Origin of the sequence: Pyxidicoccus xibeiensis, from assembly GCF_024198175.1 — a bacterium.
Lineage (GTDB): Bacteria > Myxococcota > Myxococcia > Myxococcales > Myxococcaceae > Myxococcus > Myxococcus xibeiensis.
The window spans coordinates 663368-681101 of sequence record NZ_JAJVKV010000002.1 but is presented as its reverse complement, the minus strand read 5'-3'; the positions used below and the strand labels follow the sequence as shown (position 1 = coordinate 681101).

Here is a 17734-nt window from a genome sequence, read left to right as displayed (position 1 = left end):
TATGAGGCTGACCGAACGAGACATCTACGAGCGCGTCGCACGGCGGGAGCTCTCGGTCGAGGCGGCCATGGAGCTCCTCTCCGAGCTCGAAGGGGCGTCGACTCCCCCTGCGGCCGTCGTCGAGCCCTCGCGCGTGCAGGCCAGCGGAGCCAAGGGGGAAGAGCGCTACGAGCTGCGCGTCCGCCGGTTCCTGGAGGAACGGCTCCGGCGCGTCCTCCAGCTCAGTGGAGACATCGCGGCGGACCGGGGCTTCATGAGCCTGGGCGCCAGCTCGGCCTCCCTCCTCGGGGCGACGAAGGCGCTCGAGCGTGAGCTGGGCCTGGAGCTGTTCCCGACCATCTTCTTCGAGCACGGCAACCTCGAGGCCCTCGCGGCGTACTTCGCGGAGCACCACGCCGACCGCCTGCGCGAGCTGCTCGACACGCGGCCTGCCGAGGCGGCGGCGCCGCAGCAAACGCCCCGCGAGCCGGAGCCCGCCCCGCGGGTGCCGGCCACGGTGACGGCCGCTCCCGCTCCCGCGCCGCTCCGTCCGATGCGCACACTTTCGCCCCCCGTGCGCGAACGGCCTCATCGCGCCTCGGCCGCGGCCGACATCGCGATTGTCGGCGTGAGCGGCCGGTATCCGGGCGCGCGCAACCTCCGCGAGTACTGGCGGCTGCTGGCGGAGGGCCGTGACTGCATCACGGAGGTTCCGCGAGACCGCTGGGACCACTCGCGCTACTTCGACCCCGACCGCGAGAAGCCGGGCGGCACCTACAGCAAGTGGGGCGGCTTCCTCGATGACATCGACAAGTTCGACGCGCTCTTCTTCAACGTGTCGCCCCGGGAGGCGGAGCTCCTCGACCCACAGGAGCGCCTCTTCCTGGAGACCGCCTGGGGAGCGCTCGAGGACGCCGGCTACACGCGGGTCGGGATGCGCCGCAGCGGCCTCCGTCCTGAGGAGGCGGGCGTCTTCGTCGGGGTGATGTGGAGCAACTACCAGCTCTACGGCGCCGAGGAGGCGCGCCTGGGCCATGGCCCGCTGCCGACCTCCGCGCACTGGAGCATCGCGAATCGCGTCTCGTACTTCTTCGACCTCCAGGGCCCGAGCCTCGCGGTGGACACGGCGTGCTCGTCCTCGCTGACCGCGCTCCACCTCGCCTGCGAGAGCCTGCGAAGCGGCGACTGCCGGCTGGCGCTGGCGGGCGGAGTGAATCTGTCCACCCACCCGTACAAGTACCTGGCGCTCAGCCAGGGCCGCTTCGTGTCGAGCGACGGACGGTGCCGCAGCTTCGGAGCCGGCGGAGACGGCTACGTCCCCGGTGAAGGGGTCGGCGCCGTGGTGCTGCGCACCCTCGAGGATGCGGAGCGCGACGGGGACCACATCTACGCCGTCATCAAGGGAACCGCCATCAACCACGGCGGCCATGCGAGCGGCTTCACCGTGCCCAACCCGAACGCCCAGGCCGCGCTCATCCGCCGCGCATTGGAGCGCTCTGGAGTCGAGCCCGGCACCATCAGCTACATCGAAGCCCATGGGACGGGAACGGCCCTCGGTGACCCCATCGAGATTGCCGGGCTCTCGCAAGCGTTCCGCGAGCACATGCCGGGGTCGGGCGTGTGCCCCATCGGCTCGGTGAAGTCGAACATCGGGCACCTGGAGTCCGCGGCGGGCATTGCCGCCCTGACCAAGGTGCTCCTGCAGTTGGAGCACCGGACGCTCGTGCCGTCCCTGCACAGCACGCCCGCCAACCCCCACATCGACTTCGCCAGCACGCCCTTCCACGTCGTCCGTGAGTCCATGGAGTGGCGGCGTCCCGTCGATACAGACGGGATGGAGGTGCCACGGCGCGCCGCGGTGAGCTCCTTCGGCGCGGGAGGCTCCAACGGGCACGTAGTTTTGGAGGAGTACGTCTCGAGCCGCCGAAGCGAGGCGCCCCTCTCCGCGCAGCGTGAGCTCGTCCTGCTCTCCGCGAAGAACCGCGAGCGCCTGCGCGAGCAGGCCGCCCAGTACCTGGAGCTGCTCACCGAGCATCGGCCGCCGCTGGGCGAGCTCGCCTTCACGCTCCAGGTCGCCCGCGAGCCCATGCCGGAGCGGCTCGCGCTGCTCGTGAGGGACCATGACGAGCTGCGCACCAGGCTCGCCGCCTTCGTCGAGCGCGGCGAGCTCGCGGACGGCGTGTACGCGGGAGCCGAGAACGCGGGTCCGGCGCGCCTGCGCGGGGCCGATGCTGACGACCAGGCCTATGTCCGCATGCTGTTCGAGAGCGGGAAGCTCGACCGGCTCGCGGCGTTCTGGACCTCGGGCTCCGAGATTGACTGGAGCCAGCTCCGGAGGGACAGCGGTCGGCGGATCCCACTCCCCACCTACCCCTTCGCCCGTGAGCGCTACTGGTTCGAGGAAGTCCCTCCGGGAGCGAAGAAAGAAGGCAACGCGCCACAGCCTGTCGCGGACGCACCGGCCCCTCGCCTGAGCTGCCTCGCCAGGAAGTGGCATGCGGCGCCGCTGACCGGACCCTCAGCGCCGCTGTCGAACCGGCGCCTCGTCGTCCTCCACGACGCCTCCGCGCCCGAGCCGCTCCGGCGCGCACTGGCCCGGCTCGTTCCGGAGGGGCTCCACCGCATCGAGGTCGGACGCGTCGCCCGGCCCCTGGTCTCCGGGCATCCGGCGCTCGACCGCGACGACCTCGAGGCCGGCGCCGCGCTGGCCCGGGAGCTGTTCAGCCATGCGAGTGGCCTCGAAGGCGTGCTGGACCTCTGTGACCTCACCCGCGCCGACGATGGAGGCCGGGTCGATTACGGGAGGATGGGATTCATCCAGGGCGCCCTGGCGGAGCGTGGCGCGGCGCCGTTCCTCCTGCTCCATGTCACGGCGGGCCTGCTCTCCGGGGAGACCCTGGCCGGCGCGCCGCTGCACGGGCTCGTGACGGCCATCGCGGGAGAGTATCGCGGGGTCACCGCGCGCAGCATCGACGTCGAGCGTGGAGACCTGGACCCCGAGCGGCTGTTCGCCTTGCTCGCCCTCGAGGCGGCTCGAAGCCCGTCCTCCACCGGAGGCGTGGCGGATGAGCGACAGGCCCGGTACCGGAACGGACAGCGGGAGCTGCTCGCGCTCCGCGAGGTTCCACTCGTGCCGGCGCTCTCGGTCACTCCCGACCGTGCCTACGTCATCTCGGGCGGGACGCGCGGGCTCGGAGCGGCCTTCGCGCGGATGCTCGTCGAGCGCGGCGCACGCCAGCTCGCGCTCCTCGGGGCGCAGGCGCTGCCCCCGCGCTCGGAGTGGGCCCGCCTCGCAGCCGAGGACTCGGCTGACGCACGGAAGGTGCGGGCCATCCAGGACCTGGAGGCGCATGGCGCGACGGTGCTCCTCCATACCGGGCCGATGACCGACCGCACCGCGCTCCGGCGCTTCTTCGGCGAGGTGCGCAGCTCGCTGGGTCCCATCGCCGGAGTCCTCCACTGCGCGGGCGCCGTCTCCGACGAGAGTCCGGCCTTCCTCCACAAGACTCGCCGGGGCATCGAGCGGGTGCTGGAGCCGAAGCTGGAAGGCACCCGCGTCCTGGCGGACCTGCTCGAGGACGAGCGCCCGGACTTCTTCGTCCTCTTCTCCTCCGTGTCCGCCGTCATCCCCAGCCTCGCGGTGGGGCTGTCGGACTATGCGCTCGCGAACTCGTTCCTGGACCGCTTCGCGGAGCACCAGCACCGACGGGGCCGGACCTGGTTCCGCTCGTTCAACTGGCCCTCGTTCCGCGACACGGGCTTTGGCGAGGCGACGACCGACGCGTATCGCGGTGCCGGGCTCGCCGCGCTCACCGTGCAGCAGGGCTTCGCCCTGCTCGACGGAGCCCTCGGAGTCACGGGGGAGCCCGTCGTCCTTCCGTGTGTTGGCACGCCCATGCTGGACTCGGGAGCCCTGCTCGGCTTCTCCGCGCCAGCGCCGACGCCGCGACCCTCCAGGCAGGAGCCGCCCGCTGCTGTCCCCACCTCCGGTGGAACAGGAGGGCGCGCCGCCGCGTACGAGGCGCTCCTGCGCATCTTCTCGGCCGAGCTGAAGCTCGCACCTGAGCGCTTCCGGGGAGATGTCCGCTTCGAGGAGTACGGCGCGGACTCGGTCCTCATCGCCTCCGCGGTGAAGCAGATCGAGAAGGTCATTGGCGTCGCGTTCGAGCCAGGCTTCCTGCTGGAGCACCCGACGCTCGACTCCCTCTCCGCGTTCCTCGCCGAGCGCCACCCGGAGCGCTTCGCCGCCACCGGACCGCGCCAGCTCCCGCCGACCGTTCCACCTCCGGCGAAGCCCCGACCCGCCGCGCAGGCAGCAAGCACCTCCGCCCCGCGTGAGGCCGTGTCACCGGACAGGACGACGGCCATCGCCATCGTCGGAATGGCCTGCCGCTTCCCGGGTGCTCCGGACAAGGAGCGCTTCTGGGAGAACCTCGCTCGCGGCGTGTGCTCCATCCAGGAGGTTCCGCGCGAGCGCTGGGACCCGGGCCAGTTCTACTCGCCGGAGCCGGGACCGGGCCGTACGAACAGCAGGTGGGGCGGCTTCGTCGAGGGCATCGACCTGTTCGACCCGGCGTACTTCCGCGTCAGTGAAGCGCTCGCGCCGCAGCTGGACCCGCTGCAGCGGCTGATGCTGGAGACCACCCTCCTCGCCACGCTCGACGCCGGCTATTCGCGCGAGGAGCTGTCGAACCGCCGGGTGGGCGTCTACGTGGGCACCCGCTCCGGCAACTACCTGAACCGGGTGGAGCAGCCGGAGAAGGGCACCATCGTCGGCATCGGGCAGAACTTCATCGGCGCCCGCATCTCCGACTTCTTCAACTGGCGCGGCAACAACCTGGTGGTCGACAGCGCCTGCTCGTCGTCGCTCGTCAGCGTCCATCTGGCCTGTCAGGCGCTCCGCGACGGGGAGGTCGACGCGGCCGTGGCGGGCGGCGTCGACCTGATGCTGGACGAGGTCACCTACCTGACGCTGAGCGCCGCGGGTGCGCTCTCGCCCGACGGGCGCTGCCACACCTTCGACGAGCGCGCCAACGGCTTCGTCCCCGGCGAAGGAGCGGGCGCGCTGGTGCTGAAGCGCCTGGACGATGCGCTCCGCGACGGTGACCGCGTCCATGCCGTCATCCGGGGCTCGGCGGTGAACAACGATGGGCGCACCATGGGCATCACCACGCCCAACATGGAGGCGCAGGTCGAGGTCATCGAGGCGGCGCTCGCGAAGAGCGGCCTCTCCGCGGCGGACATCTCCTACGTCGAGGCGCACGGGACGGGGACGATGATTGGCGACCCCATCGAGCTGAAGGCGCTGGCCACGGTGTTCCGGCGCCAGACGGACGCCCGGGGGTTCTGCGCGGTCGGCAGCGTGAAGACCAACATCGGGCACCTGCTGTCCGCCGCTGGAGTCGCGGGGCTGGTGAAGACCGCGCTCTCGCTGGAGCGGAAGCAGCTTCCCCCCAGCCTGCACTGCGAGCGGCCGAACCCGCGCTTCGCCTTCGAGCAGTCGCCGTTCTACGTCAACCGCGAGCTTCGCCCGTGGGCCGCGCCCGACGGGCGGCCGCGGCGTGCGGGCATCAGCGCCTTCGGCTTCGGCGGGACGAACTGCCACATGGTCCTCGAGGAGCACGTGGGGATGGACTCGCCCCGCCGTGCGCCCCTCCCCGCTCCGGTGTTCACGAAGCGCAGCTATCTCCTTCCAGCACGGCGGCGGACCGACACGGTCGTTCCCATCGCGGCCGTGCCACCCACCCATGACGCCCCCCTCCTGCGTTTCGAGCCCCTCGTGGGCGAGCGGCCGGGCCCTCTCTCTTCGACGGACGCAAAAGCACCATGACGCGCATCGTGATTCCCAGTGTCCAGACGCTGCTCCGCTTCGATGACGCCGTCGTGCGGGACCACCGCGTCCACGGGGTGAGGATCCTCCCGGGCGTCGTGTACCTCGACGGGCTCTGCCGCATTGCCCAGGCGGGCGGAGTCGAACCCGCGCGGCTGGAGCTGCGGGACATCCTCTTCGAGACGCCGGTCGCGCTGTCGGAGGGCTTCGACCAGCGCATCTTCTTCCGCTCGGAGCAGGTGGGCGACGGCGTCCGCGTCCGCATCAGCTCCCGACGGGAGAAGGACGGCCAGGAGCTTGGCGCCAGTGAGGAAGCCATCGCGTCCTGCTCCATCCAGGCGAAGCCGTCGAACCGGCTGGCGCAGACGCTCGACGTCGTCGCGCTCCAGGGCAGCAGCCGGTCTGCCACACCGGTCGATGCCATCTACGAGCGGACGGAGCGCCTGGGCATCCAGCACCGTGACTTCATGCGGACCCGGGGCCGGGTGCACCGCCTGGGCGACCGCGTCATCGCGGAGCTGGAGCTGGGCGAAGCCGCCCTGCGCCGGAAGGACGAGTTCTTCCTCCATCCGGCGTTCCTCGACACGTCGACCATCATCCCCTTCATCGACCCGGAGTCCGACGTCGAGGCCGGGAGCGCCTACATCCCGATGTTCGTCCAGGCGTTCCGCGCGTGGGGGCGCTCGGGGACGAAGGTGTATGTGGAGACGCGCGCGGGTGCGGCCGCACGCGAGCGTGATGTGCTCGAAACCGACCTGCGGATGTACGACGCGGACGGGAGGCTCATCGCGGAGCTCGACCGGCTCACGGTGAAGCGCGTGCGAGGCGACGGCCTCATCCGGAGGCTGACAGCGCCGGTGACGCGCCCGGCCTCCACGGACGCGCGTCCTGCCAGTGCTCCGGAAGCCAGTGCCCCCAGCCTCGCTCCCGCGGCGACGCGCCGGGAGCGAATCGTCCAGGACCTCAGCGAGCTGGTGACGGCAATCGGCCACCTCCCGCGCGAGCAGGTCACGCCCACCGTGGGCTTCTATGACCTGGGGCTCGAGTCTTCCCACCTGCTCGGCATCGCGAAGGCGCTGGAGGGGCGCGTCGGCCGCGCGCTCTACCCCACGCTCCTGTTCGAGTACCAGACCCTCGACGCCCTCGCCGGGCATCTCGACGCCGGACTGGGTGACCAGTACCGCTTCCCCAGCGCCGAGGCGCGTCCGACGGCCCAATCGGTGACGGCCCCCGAACCGCGGCCCGTCAAGGACGAGGCGATGTTCTTCGGGTTCGACTGGGAACCCGCTGCTGCGCCCGAGGCAACGCCGCGTCCGCTGGAGCAGGTGCTCGTCTTCGAGGATGGGGAGCCGCGGTTCGAAGCGCCTCCGGGGATGCGTGTCGTCCGGGTGCGCCGGGGGGAGCGCTTCGGAGGCACGGGGGAGTCCTTCACCGTCAATCCCTCCTCGCCCGAGGACCTGCCGCGCCTCCTCCGTCAGCTCCAGGACGAGCACCAGTCTTTCGGGGCCGTGCTGTACCTGTGGGGCTACGGAGCCGACGCGCGGGCGGAGCGCTTCCTGGAAGCCACCCTCCACCCCTTCCGCGACCTGGCGCGAGCGCTCTCCGAAGCGGGTGCGGTGAGCGACCGGCTGTTCGCGTTCCATCCCGATACGGCCGGGCTCTCGCGTGCCTTCGCGGCGACGCTGGGAGGCTTCGCTCGCACCGCGCGGCTCGAGCTCCCGCGCCCGACCCTCCGTTCCGTCCTGGTGGATGCCGTAGGAGAGCAGAACCTGCTGGCGGTGGCGGCACGCGAGGCGGCGCTCGACTCGCCGGAGACCGAGGTGCGCTACGTCCAGGGTGCGCGGCAGGTGCGCAGGCTCGCGCCCCTCGCGGCGCCTCGGGCCGGGAAGCGCCTGCGCCCCGGGAGCGTCGTCCTCATCACCGGAGGCCTCGGAGGGCTCGGACGCCTCGTGGCGCGCCGGCTCGCGGCGACGCTCGGCGCCCGGCTCGTGCTGACCGGTCGGCGGGCACACGACGCCAGGGCAGAGACGTTCTGCGCGGAGCTTCGCGCGCTGGGCGGAGAGGCGCTCTATGTCGCCGCCGATGTCTCGTCAGCGGAGGACGCCTCACGCGCGGTGCGGCTGGCGCGGGAGCGGTTCGGAGCCCTGCACGCCGTCCTGCATGCCGCGGGAGTGCTCCGGGACGGCTTCATCCGTGGGGCGCGCCGCGAAGCAGCGGAGGAGATTGCACGGCCCAAGCTCGCTGGCACGGTGAACCTGGTCCGCGCGGCGGAGGGAGCGGACCTGGAGCTGGTCGCGCTGTTCTCCGCGCTGTCGGCTGTCACCGGCAACCCGGGCCAGGCTGACTACGCGGCCGCGAACCGCTTCCTCGACGCGTTCGCCGAGGAGGCCGAGGCACGACGGCTCCGGGGAGAGGTCCGCCACCGGACCGTCAGCGTGAACCTGCCACTCTGGCGGAGCGGAGGCATGGGCGTGTCTCCTGCCCAGGCGAAGGCCCTCCGCGAGGGAGCGGGGCTGGGCCTCCTTCCCGACGAGGAGGGGCTGGACCTCCTCGAAGCCTGCCTCGCCGGAGACAGGCCGCAGGTGGCGGTGGTCTGGGGCGAGCCGGAGAAGGTCCGCGCCCGCCCCGAGTTCCACCGGGAGGAACGTGCAGCCGCCCCTCCGCGCGCGGCGCTCGCCTCGCGCTCGCGCGGGCGGCTCGACATCGCGGTGGTGGGGATGAGTGGCCGCTACCCGGGGGCCTCGGACCTGGACGAGTTCTGGCGGAACCTGGAGGCCGGGCGGGACTCCGTGACGGAGGTGCCGCCGGAGCGCTGGGCTCCCGAGGCCTACCCCACGGAGGGTGGGCCGCTGAGCCGCTTCGGCGGGTTCCTCGGCGAGGTGGACCGATTCGACCCGCTCTTCTTCCGCATCCCTCCGGGGACGGCGGCGTTCCTGGACCCCCAGGAGCGACTCTTCCTCGAGACGGCCTACGCCGCCGTGGAGAACGCCGGCTACAAGCCGGAGGACTTCACGGCGCCCCGGAATCGCGTGGGCGTGTTCGTCGGCGTCATGTGGGGCGACTACCGCCTCATCGGCGCGGACGCCGCGCGCCAGGGTGCCCCCGTGGCCACCTCTTCGCTGTTCTCCTCGACGGCGAACCGAGTCTCCTACTTCTTCGACTTCGTCGGGCCGAGCATGGCCATCGACACGGCCTGCTCCTCGTCGCTGACCTCGCTCCATCTGGCCTGTACCAGCCTCGCGCTGGGGGAGTGCGACGCGGCGATTGCCGGCGGCGTCAACCTCCTGCTCCACCCGGACAAGTACCTGCTGCTCCGCCGGCTCAACATGACGTCGTCCGACGGCCGGTGCCGCTCGTTTGGCGCCGGGGGTGACGGCTACGTCCCTGGCGAGGGCGTGGGCGCGCTGTTCCTCAAGCCGCTGGAGCGCGCGCTCGCGGAGGGAGACACCATCCACGGCGTCATCCGGGGGACGGCGGTCAATCACGGAGGGCGCGCGGCCGGCTTCACCGTCCCCCACCCCGTCGCGCAGGCCGACGCCATCCGCCGGGCCCTGGAGGCGTCGGAGGTCGACCCCGACAGCATCGGGTACATCGAGGCCCATGGCACGGGCACGTCGCTCGGAGACCCCGTTGAAGTCGTAGGGCTCAGCCGCGCCTTCGCGGGGCGCACGCGCCCGTTGGCGCTCGGCTCGGTGAAGTCGAACATCGGGCACCTGGAAGCGGCGGCGGGCGTCGCGGCGGTGACGCGGGCGCTCCTCCAACTGCGTCACGGGCGGATTGCGCCTTCGCTCCACTCGGGCACGCTCAACCCCGCCATCGACTTCGCCTCCACGCCATTCCGAGTACCGCAGGTCGTCGAGGCCTGGCCCCGCCCGCGGGGCGCGGAAGGTGAGCTGCCACGCCGCGCCGGGGTGAGCTCCTTCGGGGCGGGAGGCTCGAACGCCCACGTCATCCTCGAGGAGTACGTCTCCCCTCCCGTCGCCGCGCCCGCGCGCGAGCGGGAGCTGTTCGTCCTGTCGGCGCGCTCGCCGGAGCGGCTGCGCGCGTACGCAGCGCGGCTCGCACGGTTTCTGCGCTCCACGGACCGGACCGACTTCGGGGACATCGCGCGCACCCTGCAGGTCGGCCGGCCCGCCCTGGAGGCGAGGCTTGCCCTGGTCGCGGAGAGCGCCTCCGAGGCGGCGGAGCGACTCGAGCGGTTCCTCGCGGGCACAGGGGGCGGTGTCCGCACGGGGCTCGCGGAGGCAGGAGTCGACGCCACCCGGCTCGCGGACCGCTACCGCGCGGGCGACCTCGAGGGCACGGCCGAGCTGTGGGTCCGAGGCGCGGCCGCGGACTGGAGCACGCTCAATGGCGGCCCCCGCCGACGGCTCCCGCTCCCGGGCTACCCGTTCGAGCGGAAGCGGTTCTGGGTCGACGTGCCCACCGTGCCCTCTCCCGCTGACACGGCCTTCCTCGCCCAGGTCCGGGCGGCCTTCGAGAAGAGCCTTACTCCGACGGAGGAGGAGCTCGAGCGGGGCCAGCGGCAGCTCGGCCAGTACGCGGCGGCCGCGCTCTATCAGCGGTTCCGACAGATGGGCTTCCCCGGCGAGGGAGAGACCGCCACCGTCCGGGCGCTGAGGGAGCGGATGGGGGTGCGGGAGACGTTCGCCCGCTTCTTCGACGCGTGCCTGGAGATCCTCGAGCGGCACGGCTCCGTCACGCGCGAGGGGGAGCAGGTCCGGGTCATCGGCTCGGCGGCGGAGCCCGCGCGACTGCGCGACGCGCTCCTCGCACGGTTCCCCGAGACGACGCCCTACCTGCGCCTCGTCGACACCTGCCTCGACTCCTACCCGGAGACGCTGCGCGGCACGCGTACCGCGACCGGCGTCCTGTTCCCCAACGCGAGCCTGGAGCTCACCAGCGCCATCTACCGGGACAGCCGGGCCTATGGCTTCACCAACGACCTGGTCGCCCGGTTCCTCGCGTCCGCCGTCCGGCTCCGCGCCGCCTCGGGGCGCCGCCCGGTCCGCATCCTGGAGGTAGGGGCCGGAACGGGGGGCACGTCCCGCAGCGTGCTGGAAGCCCTCTCCCGCCTGGGCGTGGAAGTCGAGGTCCATTACACGGACATCTCGGGTGGCTTCGTCGCGCACGGGCGGGAGACGTTCGCCCAGGCGTATCCCTTCACGCGGTTCCGCATCCTGGACCTCGAGAAGGACCCCATGGCCCAGGGGTTCGCTCCGGGCACCTTCGACGCGGTCTACTCCGCCAACGCCGTGCATGCGGTGGCGGACCTCGACGAGGCGCTGGGACGCATCAAGCAGCTGCTCGTCCCTGACGGGCTCCTGGTGCTGAGCGAGGCGACGACGAACACCGAGGCCCTGGCCCTGACGTTCGGCCTCCTCGACGGCTGGCACCGCTACCGCGACCCCGAGCGGCGCCTGCGCCATGCGCCCCTGCTGTCCGCCGAGGGCTGGCGTGAGGCGCTCAGCCGCACGGGCTTCCGCGGCTTCACCACGTATGGGCCCGGCCTCTCCGCGGACGCGGAGCCGAGCCAGCGGGTCATCGTCGCCGCGAGCGACGGCGTGCTTCCCGTGCGCGACGCCGCCGAGCCCGAGCCGTCCACGGTGCCAGCCCGGCCGCCCCCTGCCTCCGGGCAGGAGCGCCCCGAAGGGTTGGAGCGCGCCATCACCGCGCTGGTCGCCGAGGGGCTCGGGGCCAGCCTGGAGGACATCCGGCCCGAGCGGTCCTTCTCCGAGTACGGAGTCGACTCGATTCTCGCCGTGAAGATCGTCGAGCGCGTCAACGCACGCTTCGGACTGGCCCTCAAGCCGACCGTGCTGTTCGACCATCCTTCGGTGCGGGCACTGGCCCGCCACGCGGCGTCGCAGGGGGCGCGGGCGCAGGTCGAAGCGCCGTCGCCAGTCATGGCCCCGGAGCCGTCCTCCGCGCCTTCACGCCCGTCGCCGCCTGCTCCCGGTCAGCCGCTCGACATCGCCGTCATCGGCATGTCGGGCCGGTTCCCGGGGGCTCGCGACTACCGTGAGCTGTGGGCGAACCTCGCCGCGGGCCGTGACTCGGTGACGGAGGTTCCTGCCGAGCGGTGGAGCGTTGACGAGCACTACCAGCCGTGGCCGCCGGTCCTCGAGAAGACGTACTCGAAGTGGGGCGGCTATCTCTCCGACGTCGACCGGTTCGACCCGCTCTTCTTCAACATCGTCCCCGCCGAAGCGGACTTCATGGACCCGCAGCAGCGCATCTTCCTGCAGGAGAGCTGGAAGGCGCTCGAGGACGCGGGGCTCGACGCGAGCCGGCTCGCGCGGGCGCGCTGTGGCGTCTTCGTCGGGGCGACGTCGTCCGACTACGCGTCGCTCATCCGCGAGCGCGGGCTGTTCGGCTCGCACCACGTGTTCACCGGGAACAGCCTCGCCATCCTCCCGGCGCGGGTCTCCTACTACCTGAACCTGAAGGGCCCGTGCTTCGCCGTGGACACGGCGTGCTCGTCATCCCTCGTCGCCCTCCACCAGGCCTGCCAGAGCCTCGCGAGCGGCGAGTGCGACCTGGCGCTCGCCGGCGGCGTCTCCGTCTTCGTGACGCCCGAGTACCACCTGCTCGCGTCGTCGCTCGGGATGCTCTCGCCGGGAGGGCGCTGCAGGGCGTTCGACGACTCCGCAGACGGCTTCGTGGTGGGCGAGGGGGCGGGCGTCGTCGTCCTCAAGCCGCTCGCGAAGGCGCTCGCCGACGGCGACCCCATCCACGGCGTCATCAAGGGCATCGCCGTCAACCAGGACGGGCGGACGAACGGCATCACCGCGCCCAGCTCGCTCTCCCAGACGGAGCTGGAGGTGGAGGTGTACGAGCGCTTCGGCATCCGCCCGGAGACGCTCGGCTACATCGAGACGCACGGCACCGGAACCCGGCTGGGTGACCCGATAGAGCTCGAGGCGCTCACCGCCGCCTTCCGCCGCTACACCGACCGGCGCCAGTTCTGCGCGATTGGCTCCATCAAGTCGAACCTCGGCCACCCGTCGCACGCGGCCGGAGTCGCGAGCCTCATCAAGGTCCTGCTCGCCCTGCGCGAGCGGCGACTGCCTCCGTCACTCCACTTCCGCACGCCCAACCGGCTCATCGACTTCGACTCGACGCCGTTCTACGTCAACACGGAGCTCCGCGACTGGGCGAGCGACGGCCCCCGTCGCGCGGCGGTGAGCTCGTTCGGCTTCAGCGGCACGAACTGCCACCTGGTCGTCGAGGAGCATCCGGACGCGCGGCCCCGCGCGAGCAGGGCACCGGCCCAGGCCCTCCTCCCGCTCTCCGCCCGGACGGAGGACTCGCTTCGCCAGTACGCCCGGGAGCTTGGACGCTTCCTGATGCAGCACCCCGGCGCCGAGCTGGCGGACGTCGCGGCCACGCTGCAGACCGGCCGGGCCGCCTTCGAGCACCGGGTGGCGCTCCTGGCCGGGTCCACCGAGGAGCTCCGGGAGAAGCTCGCCGCCGTCGCCTCGGGTACGGACGCGCCGGGGCTGTATCGGGGGACCGCGGACCCGGACGCGCAGCCCGACCGGGTGCGCCTCACGCCCGACGCCGAGCCGGGCGCGACCGCCAGCGCCTGGGCGACCGGCACCTCGTTCGACTTCACCGGGCTGTATGCGGGCACGGCGCCACGGCGCATCCCGCTGCCGACGTACGCCTTCGCCACCGAGCAATGCTGGCTCCCCGCCAGGCAGGCGTCGCAGCCCGTCCAGGCGCCCCCTGTCCCGGCCGCTCCCGTACCCGGTGAGCGCGTCCGCTCCATCCTGCGCTCGGCCGCTGCCGAGCAGCTCAGTGTCCCCGCCGGAGAGCTCGACCTCCATGCGCCGTCCGAGGAGCTCGGGTTCGACGAGGTCACCCGCGCCGGCCTGCTGGAGCGTCTGAACCGGGAGCTGGGGACGGACCTCAGGGCCCATGTCTTCTCCGTTGGAACCACCCTCTCTGAACTGTCGGAGCGCCTCGCGAGCGTGCCGGCCCCCCAGCCATCGCGCGCCCCCGAGGCCCTCGTCATGACCAGCCCCCGCTTCACCCCCGAGCCGCAGGTCGCGGACGGAGAGCTGCGCCGCCGGACCGAGGACTACCTGAAGCGAGTGCTCTCCGAGTCCTTCCGGCTGCCTCCGGAGCGACTGCGCTCGCGCACGCCCCTGCAGGACTACGGAATCGACTCCGTCCTCATCAACAAGCTCAACAAGCTGCTCGAAGAGACCTTCGGCGCGCTGCCGAGGACGCTGTTCTTCGAGTACCAGACCCTCCACGACCTGGCCGGGTACTTCGCGCAGCACCATGCCGAGCGGCTCCTCACCTTGCTCGACGGCCGCCCCACCCTCCCGGCTCGTGGGCCCGCGGCCACCGAACCGGCAACTGTCGCGCCTCCCGCCCCCGCAGCCGAGCCCCGGCCCATGCGTGGCACGACGCGGCAGGACCTCCAGGACATCGCCATCATCGGCATGGCCGGGCGCTACCCGATGGCCCGCGACAACGAGGAGCTCTGGGCGAACCTCCTCGCCGGGAAGGACGCCATCGTCGAGGTTCCCAAGGAGCGCTGGGATCATCGCCAGTACTTCAGCGAGGACAGGGACGAGCCTGGCGCCACCTACGCGAAGTGGGGAGGCTTCCTCTCCGACGTCGACAAGTTCGACCCGCGCTTCTTCAACATCACTCCGAAGGAAGCGGAGACGATGGATCCGCAGCAGCGCCTGTTCCTGGAGACCTCGTGGGCGGCGCTCGAGGATGCCGGGTACACGCCCCGTCGCCTCGCCGCGAGCGCGCGAGCCCGGGGCAAGAAGGACGCGGGCGTGTTCGCCGGAGTCATCTATGGCGAGTACAGCTTCTTCATCGATGTCCCCATCGCCGGGTACTGGGCCGTCCCGAACCGCGTCTCGTACCACTTCGGCTTCAACGGCCCGAGCTTCGCGGTGGACACCGCCTGCTCGGCCTCGCTCACGGCCATCCACCTGGCCTGTGAGAGCCTGCGGCGCGGCGAGTGCGCGTATGCCATCGCCGGAGGGGTGAACGTCTCCATCCACCCCGGCAAGTACGTCCTCATGGCCCATGGCCGCTTCGCCTCCAGTGACGGGCGCTGCCGCTCCTTCGGCGCGGGTGGGGACGGCTACGTCCCTGGCGAGGGCGTCGTCTCGCTCATCCTCAAGCCCCTCCACGAAGCCCGCGACGACGGGGACCGCATCTACGGGGTCATCCGGGCGAGCACCATCAACCATGGTGGCCGCACCAACGGCTTCAGCGTGCCGAGCCCGAACGCGCAGGCGGAGCTCATCACCGAGGCGCTCGACCAGGCGGGCGTGGACCCACGCGGGCTCAGCTACGTGGAGGCCCACGGCACCGGCACCGCGCTCGGTGACCCCATCGAAATCACCGCGCTCACGAAGGCGTACCGCCGGTACACGCAGGACCGGCGGTTCTGCGCCATCGGGTCCGCGAAATCGAGCGTCGGCCACCTCGAGGCCGCTGCCGGGGCCGCGGGCATCGTGAAGACGCTGCTCCAGCTCCAGCACGAGACGCTCGTCCCCTCGCTGCACTCGGAGACGCCGAACCCGAACATCGACTTCGACTCCAGCCCCTTCTACCTCGTCCACGACGTCAGGCCCTGGCCGCGCGGCGCGGGGGGAGACCCGGGGCGGCCGCGCCTCGCGTCGGTGAGCTCGTTCGGCGCGGGTGGCTCGAATGCGCACGTCGTCCTCGAGGAATACGTCGAGCACGCGAGCGCGACGGCCGCGCCCGGGGGACCGCAGCTCATCCTCCTCTCCGCCCGGCGAGAGGAGCGGCTCCAGGAGGCCGCCCGAAACCTGCTCGGGTTCCTCCGCTCGGAGCGTGGAGCGAAGACGCCGCTCGCGGACATCGCCTGGACGCTGATGGTCGGCCGCGAAGCCTTCGAGCACCGGCTCGCCCTGGTGGCGTCGTCCCACGAGGAGCTGGTCTCCAGGCTGGAGGACTTCACCGGCGGCCGGAAGCCGCAGGAGGCCTTCGCCGGAGTGGCGCGCACGCACCGTGACACCGACGACCTTCCCGGGGAGACGGAGCCGGACCGCGAGTACCTGCGCAACCTCTACGAGCGCGGGCACCTGACGCGCCTGGCGGAGTTCTGGAGCCAGGGGTGGCTCATCGACTGGGAGCAGCTCCGTGGCGCGCGGCGCGGCCGCACCGTCAGCCTGCCGGCCTACCCCTTCGCGCGCGAGCGGTACTGGATCTCCCCCGAGGAGTTCCGGCGCCAGGGCCCGGCGCCCGTGGCGCAGACGCCCACCGTCATCCCGCAGGCCCCGGCCCGGCTCGAGCCGGTAGCGCCCGTGTCGCCGCCGGTGAGCGACGGTGACTTCCGCGCCCGCCTCCAGGCGCAGATCAAGAGCATCTTCGCGGAGCTGACGAAGCTGCCGGAGCCCGAGCTCGACGTCGACGCGGACTTCTTCGACTTCGGGTTCGACTCCGTCGCCTCGGTCCGGATGCTCAACCGACTGATGAAGCTGTATGGCGCCCGGGTCCCCGCGACGGCGATGCAGGAGCACAACACCATCCGCTCCTTCGTGAGCCACGTCGTGGACGCCGGGTACATCAAGCCGGACTCCGCGCCGGTAGCACCCGCTGCGACAAGCCCCCAGGCCGGGGCGCCGTCCGCCGTTCCGGGTGTGCCCTCGGAGGCCCGTGCTCCGGAGAAGCTCACCCGGGAGACGCCGTTCCCCGTCGAGAGCATCTTCGTCACCGGCGTGACGGGCGTGCTCGGTGGGAAGCTGCTGCACGACCTGCTGGACACCACGAGCGCGCGCATCTCGTGCCTCGTGCGCGGGGAGTCCATCGAGCAGGCGAAGCGGCGCATCCTGTACTTCCTTGAGACCTATGACCCGAAGGGACGGCTCACCGAGGCCTTCCACCAGCGCGTCACGCCGGTGCTCGGCGACGTCACGCTCGACCGCTTCGGGCTCGGTGACGCGGCGTACGCGCGCCTCGCGGCGGAGACCGATGTCACGTTCCATGCGGCCGGCAAGACGACCCTGGTCACCTTCTACGAGGCGCTCGCGCCCATCAACGTGGAGGGCACGCGCCGGGTCATCGACTTCGCGCTCCTGACGAAGCACCGGTACATGGTCTACGTGTCGAGCTTCAGTGCGCTCGGGGACCGGCTGAACTTCAACAACCCGCCCTTCACCGAGCGCGACCTCGACCTGGGCCAGGGCTACGACCACCTCCCGTACCAGGAGACGAAGTACCAGGCCGAGAGGCTGATCCACGCCGCGTCGGAGCGCGGGCTCGTCTGGAACATCTTCCGTCCCGGCAACATCATGGGAGACGGAGCCACCGGCCGGTATCCGTTCGCCGAGGTCAGCGTCAAGGGCGTCTACTACGACATCTTCAAGACGGTCATCGAGTCGGGGCTGTCGATGATGTCGCCCGTGCACTGGGACATCACGCCCGTCGACTACGTGTGCGCGGGGATGATTCACCTCGCGCTCCGGCGGCCCTCGTATCGAGAGACGTACCACCTGACGAACCCGGACATCCGCCGGTACTACGACGTCGTCAACCACCTCCGCGACTTCGGCTACGACATCCAGTTCACCTCCATCGACGAGTTCTTCCGGCTCGCCAACGAGCGGCGCATCTTCCGCAAGGGCACGGAGGTGCCGTACGACAGCCAGACGCTGGAGATGTTCAAGTACGGCGTCGAGATCTTCGGGAAGATCCACTACGAGGAGAGCTCGTACGCGAACTGCGCCTATACGCGGAGCATCCTGGGCGCGGTGGGCATCGACTGCCCGACGATTGCGCAGCTCGTCCCGGTCTACCTCCAGCACTGCATCGAGGCAGGCTACCTGCCGCCACCCGCGGCGCTCATGCCCGTGGCACCGGGGACCGTGGTCAGCGGCGCTCGGGCCCGGGTCGGCTGATTCCGTGCGAAAGGACTCTTGG

The 17734-nt window shown here is 71.6% G+C and carries 2 protein-coding genes; both read left to right on the top strand.

Annotated elements, in window-relative coordinates:
* Position 1: 1 nt before the first annotated feature.
* Positions 2-5809, top strand: a complete 5808-nt coding sequence (locus LXT23_RS10735; protein WP_253980022.1) for a beta-ketoacyl synthase N-terminal-like domain-containing protein — start codon at positions 2-4, stop codon at positions 5807-5809.
* Positions 5806-17712, top strand: coding sequence for an SDR family NAD(P)-dependent oxidoreductase (locus LXT23_RS10730; RefSeq protein ID WP_253980021.1), 11907 nt, complete (start codon positions 5806-5808; stop codon positions 17710-17712). Before LXT23_RS10735 ends, LXT23_RS10730 begins: the two co-directional genes overlap by 4 nt.
* Positions 17713-17734 lie beyond the last annotated feature (22 nt).

Coding starts and splice junctions, on each gene's coding strand:
- LXT23_RS10735 (WP_253980022.1), top strand. CDS start 2: ATGAGGCTGACCGAACGAGACATCTACGAGCGCGTCGCACGGCGGGAG.
- LXT23_RS10730 (WP_253980021.1), top strand. CDS start 5,806: ATGACGCGCATCGTGATTCCCAGTGTCCAGACGCTGCTCCGCTTCGAT.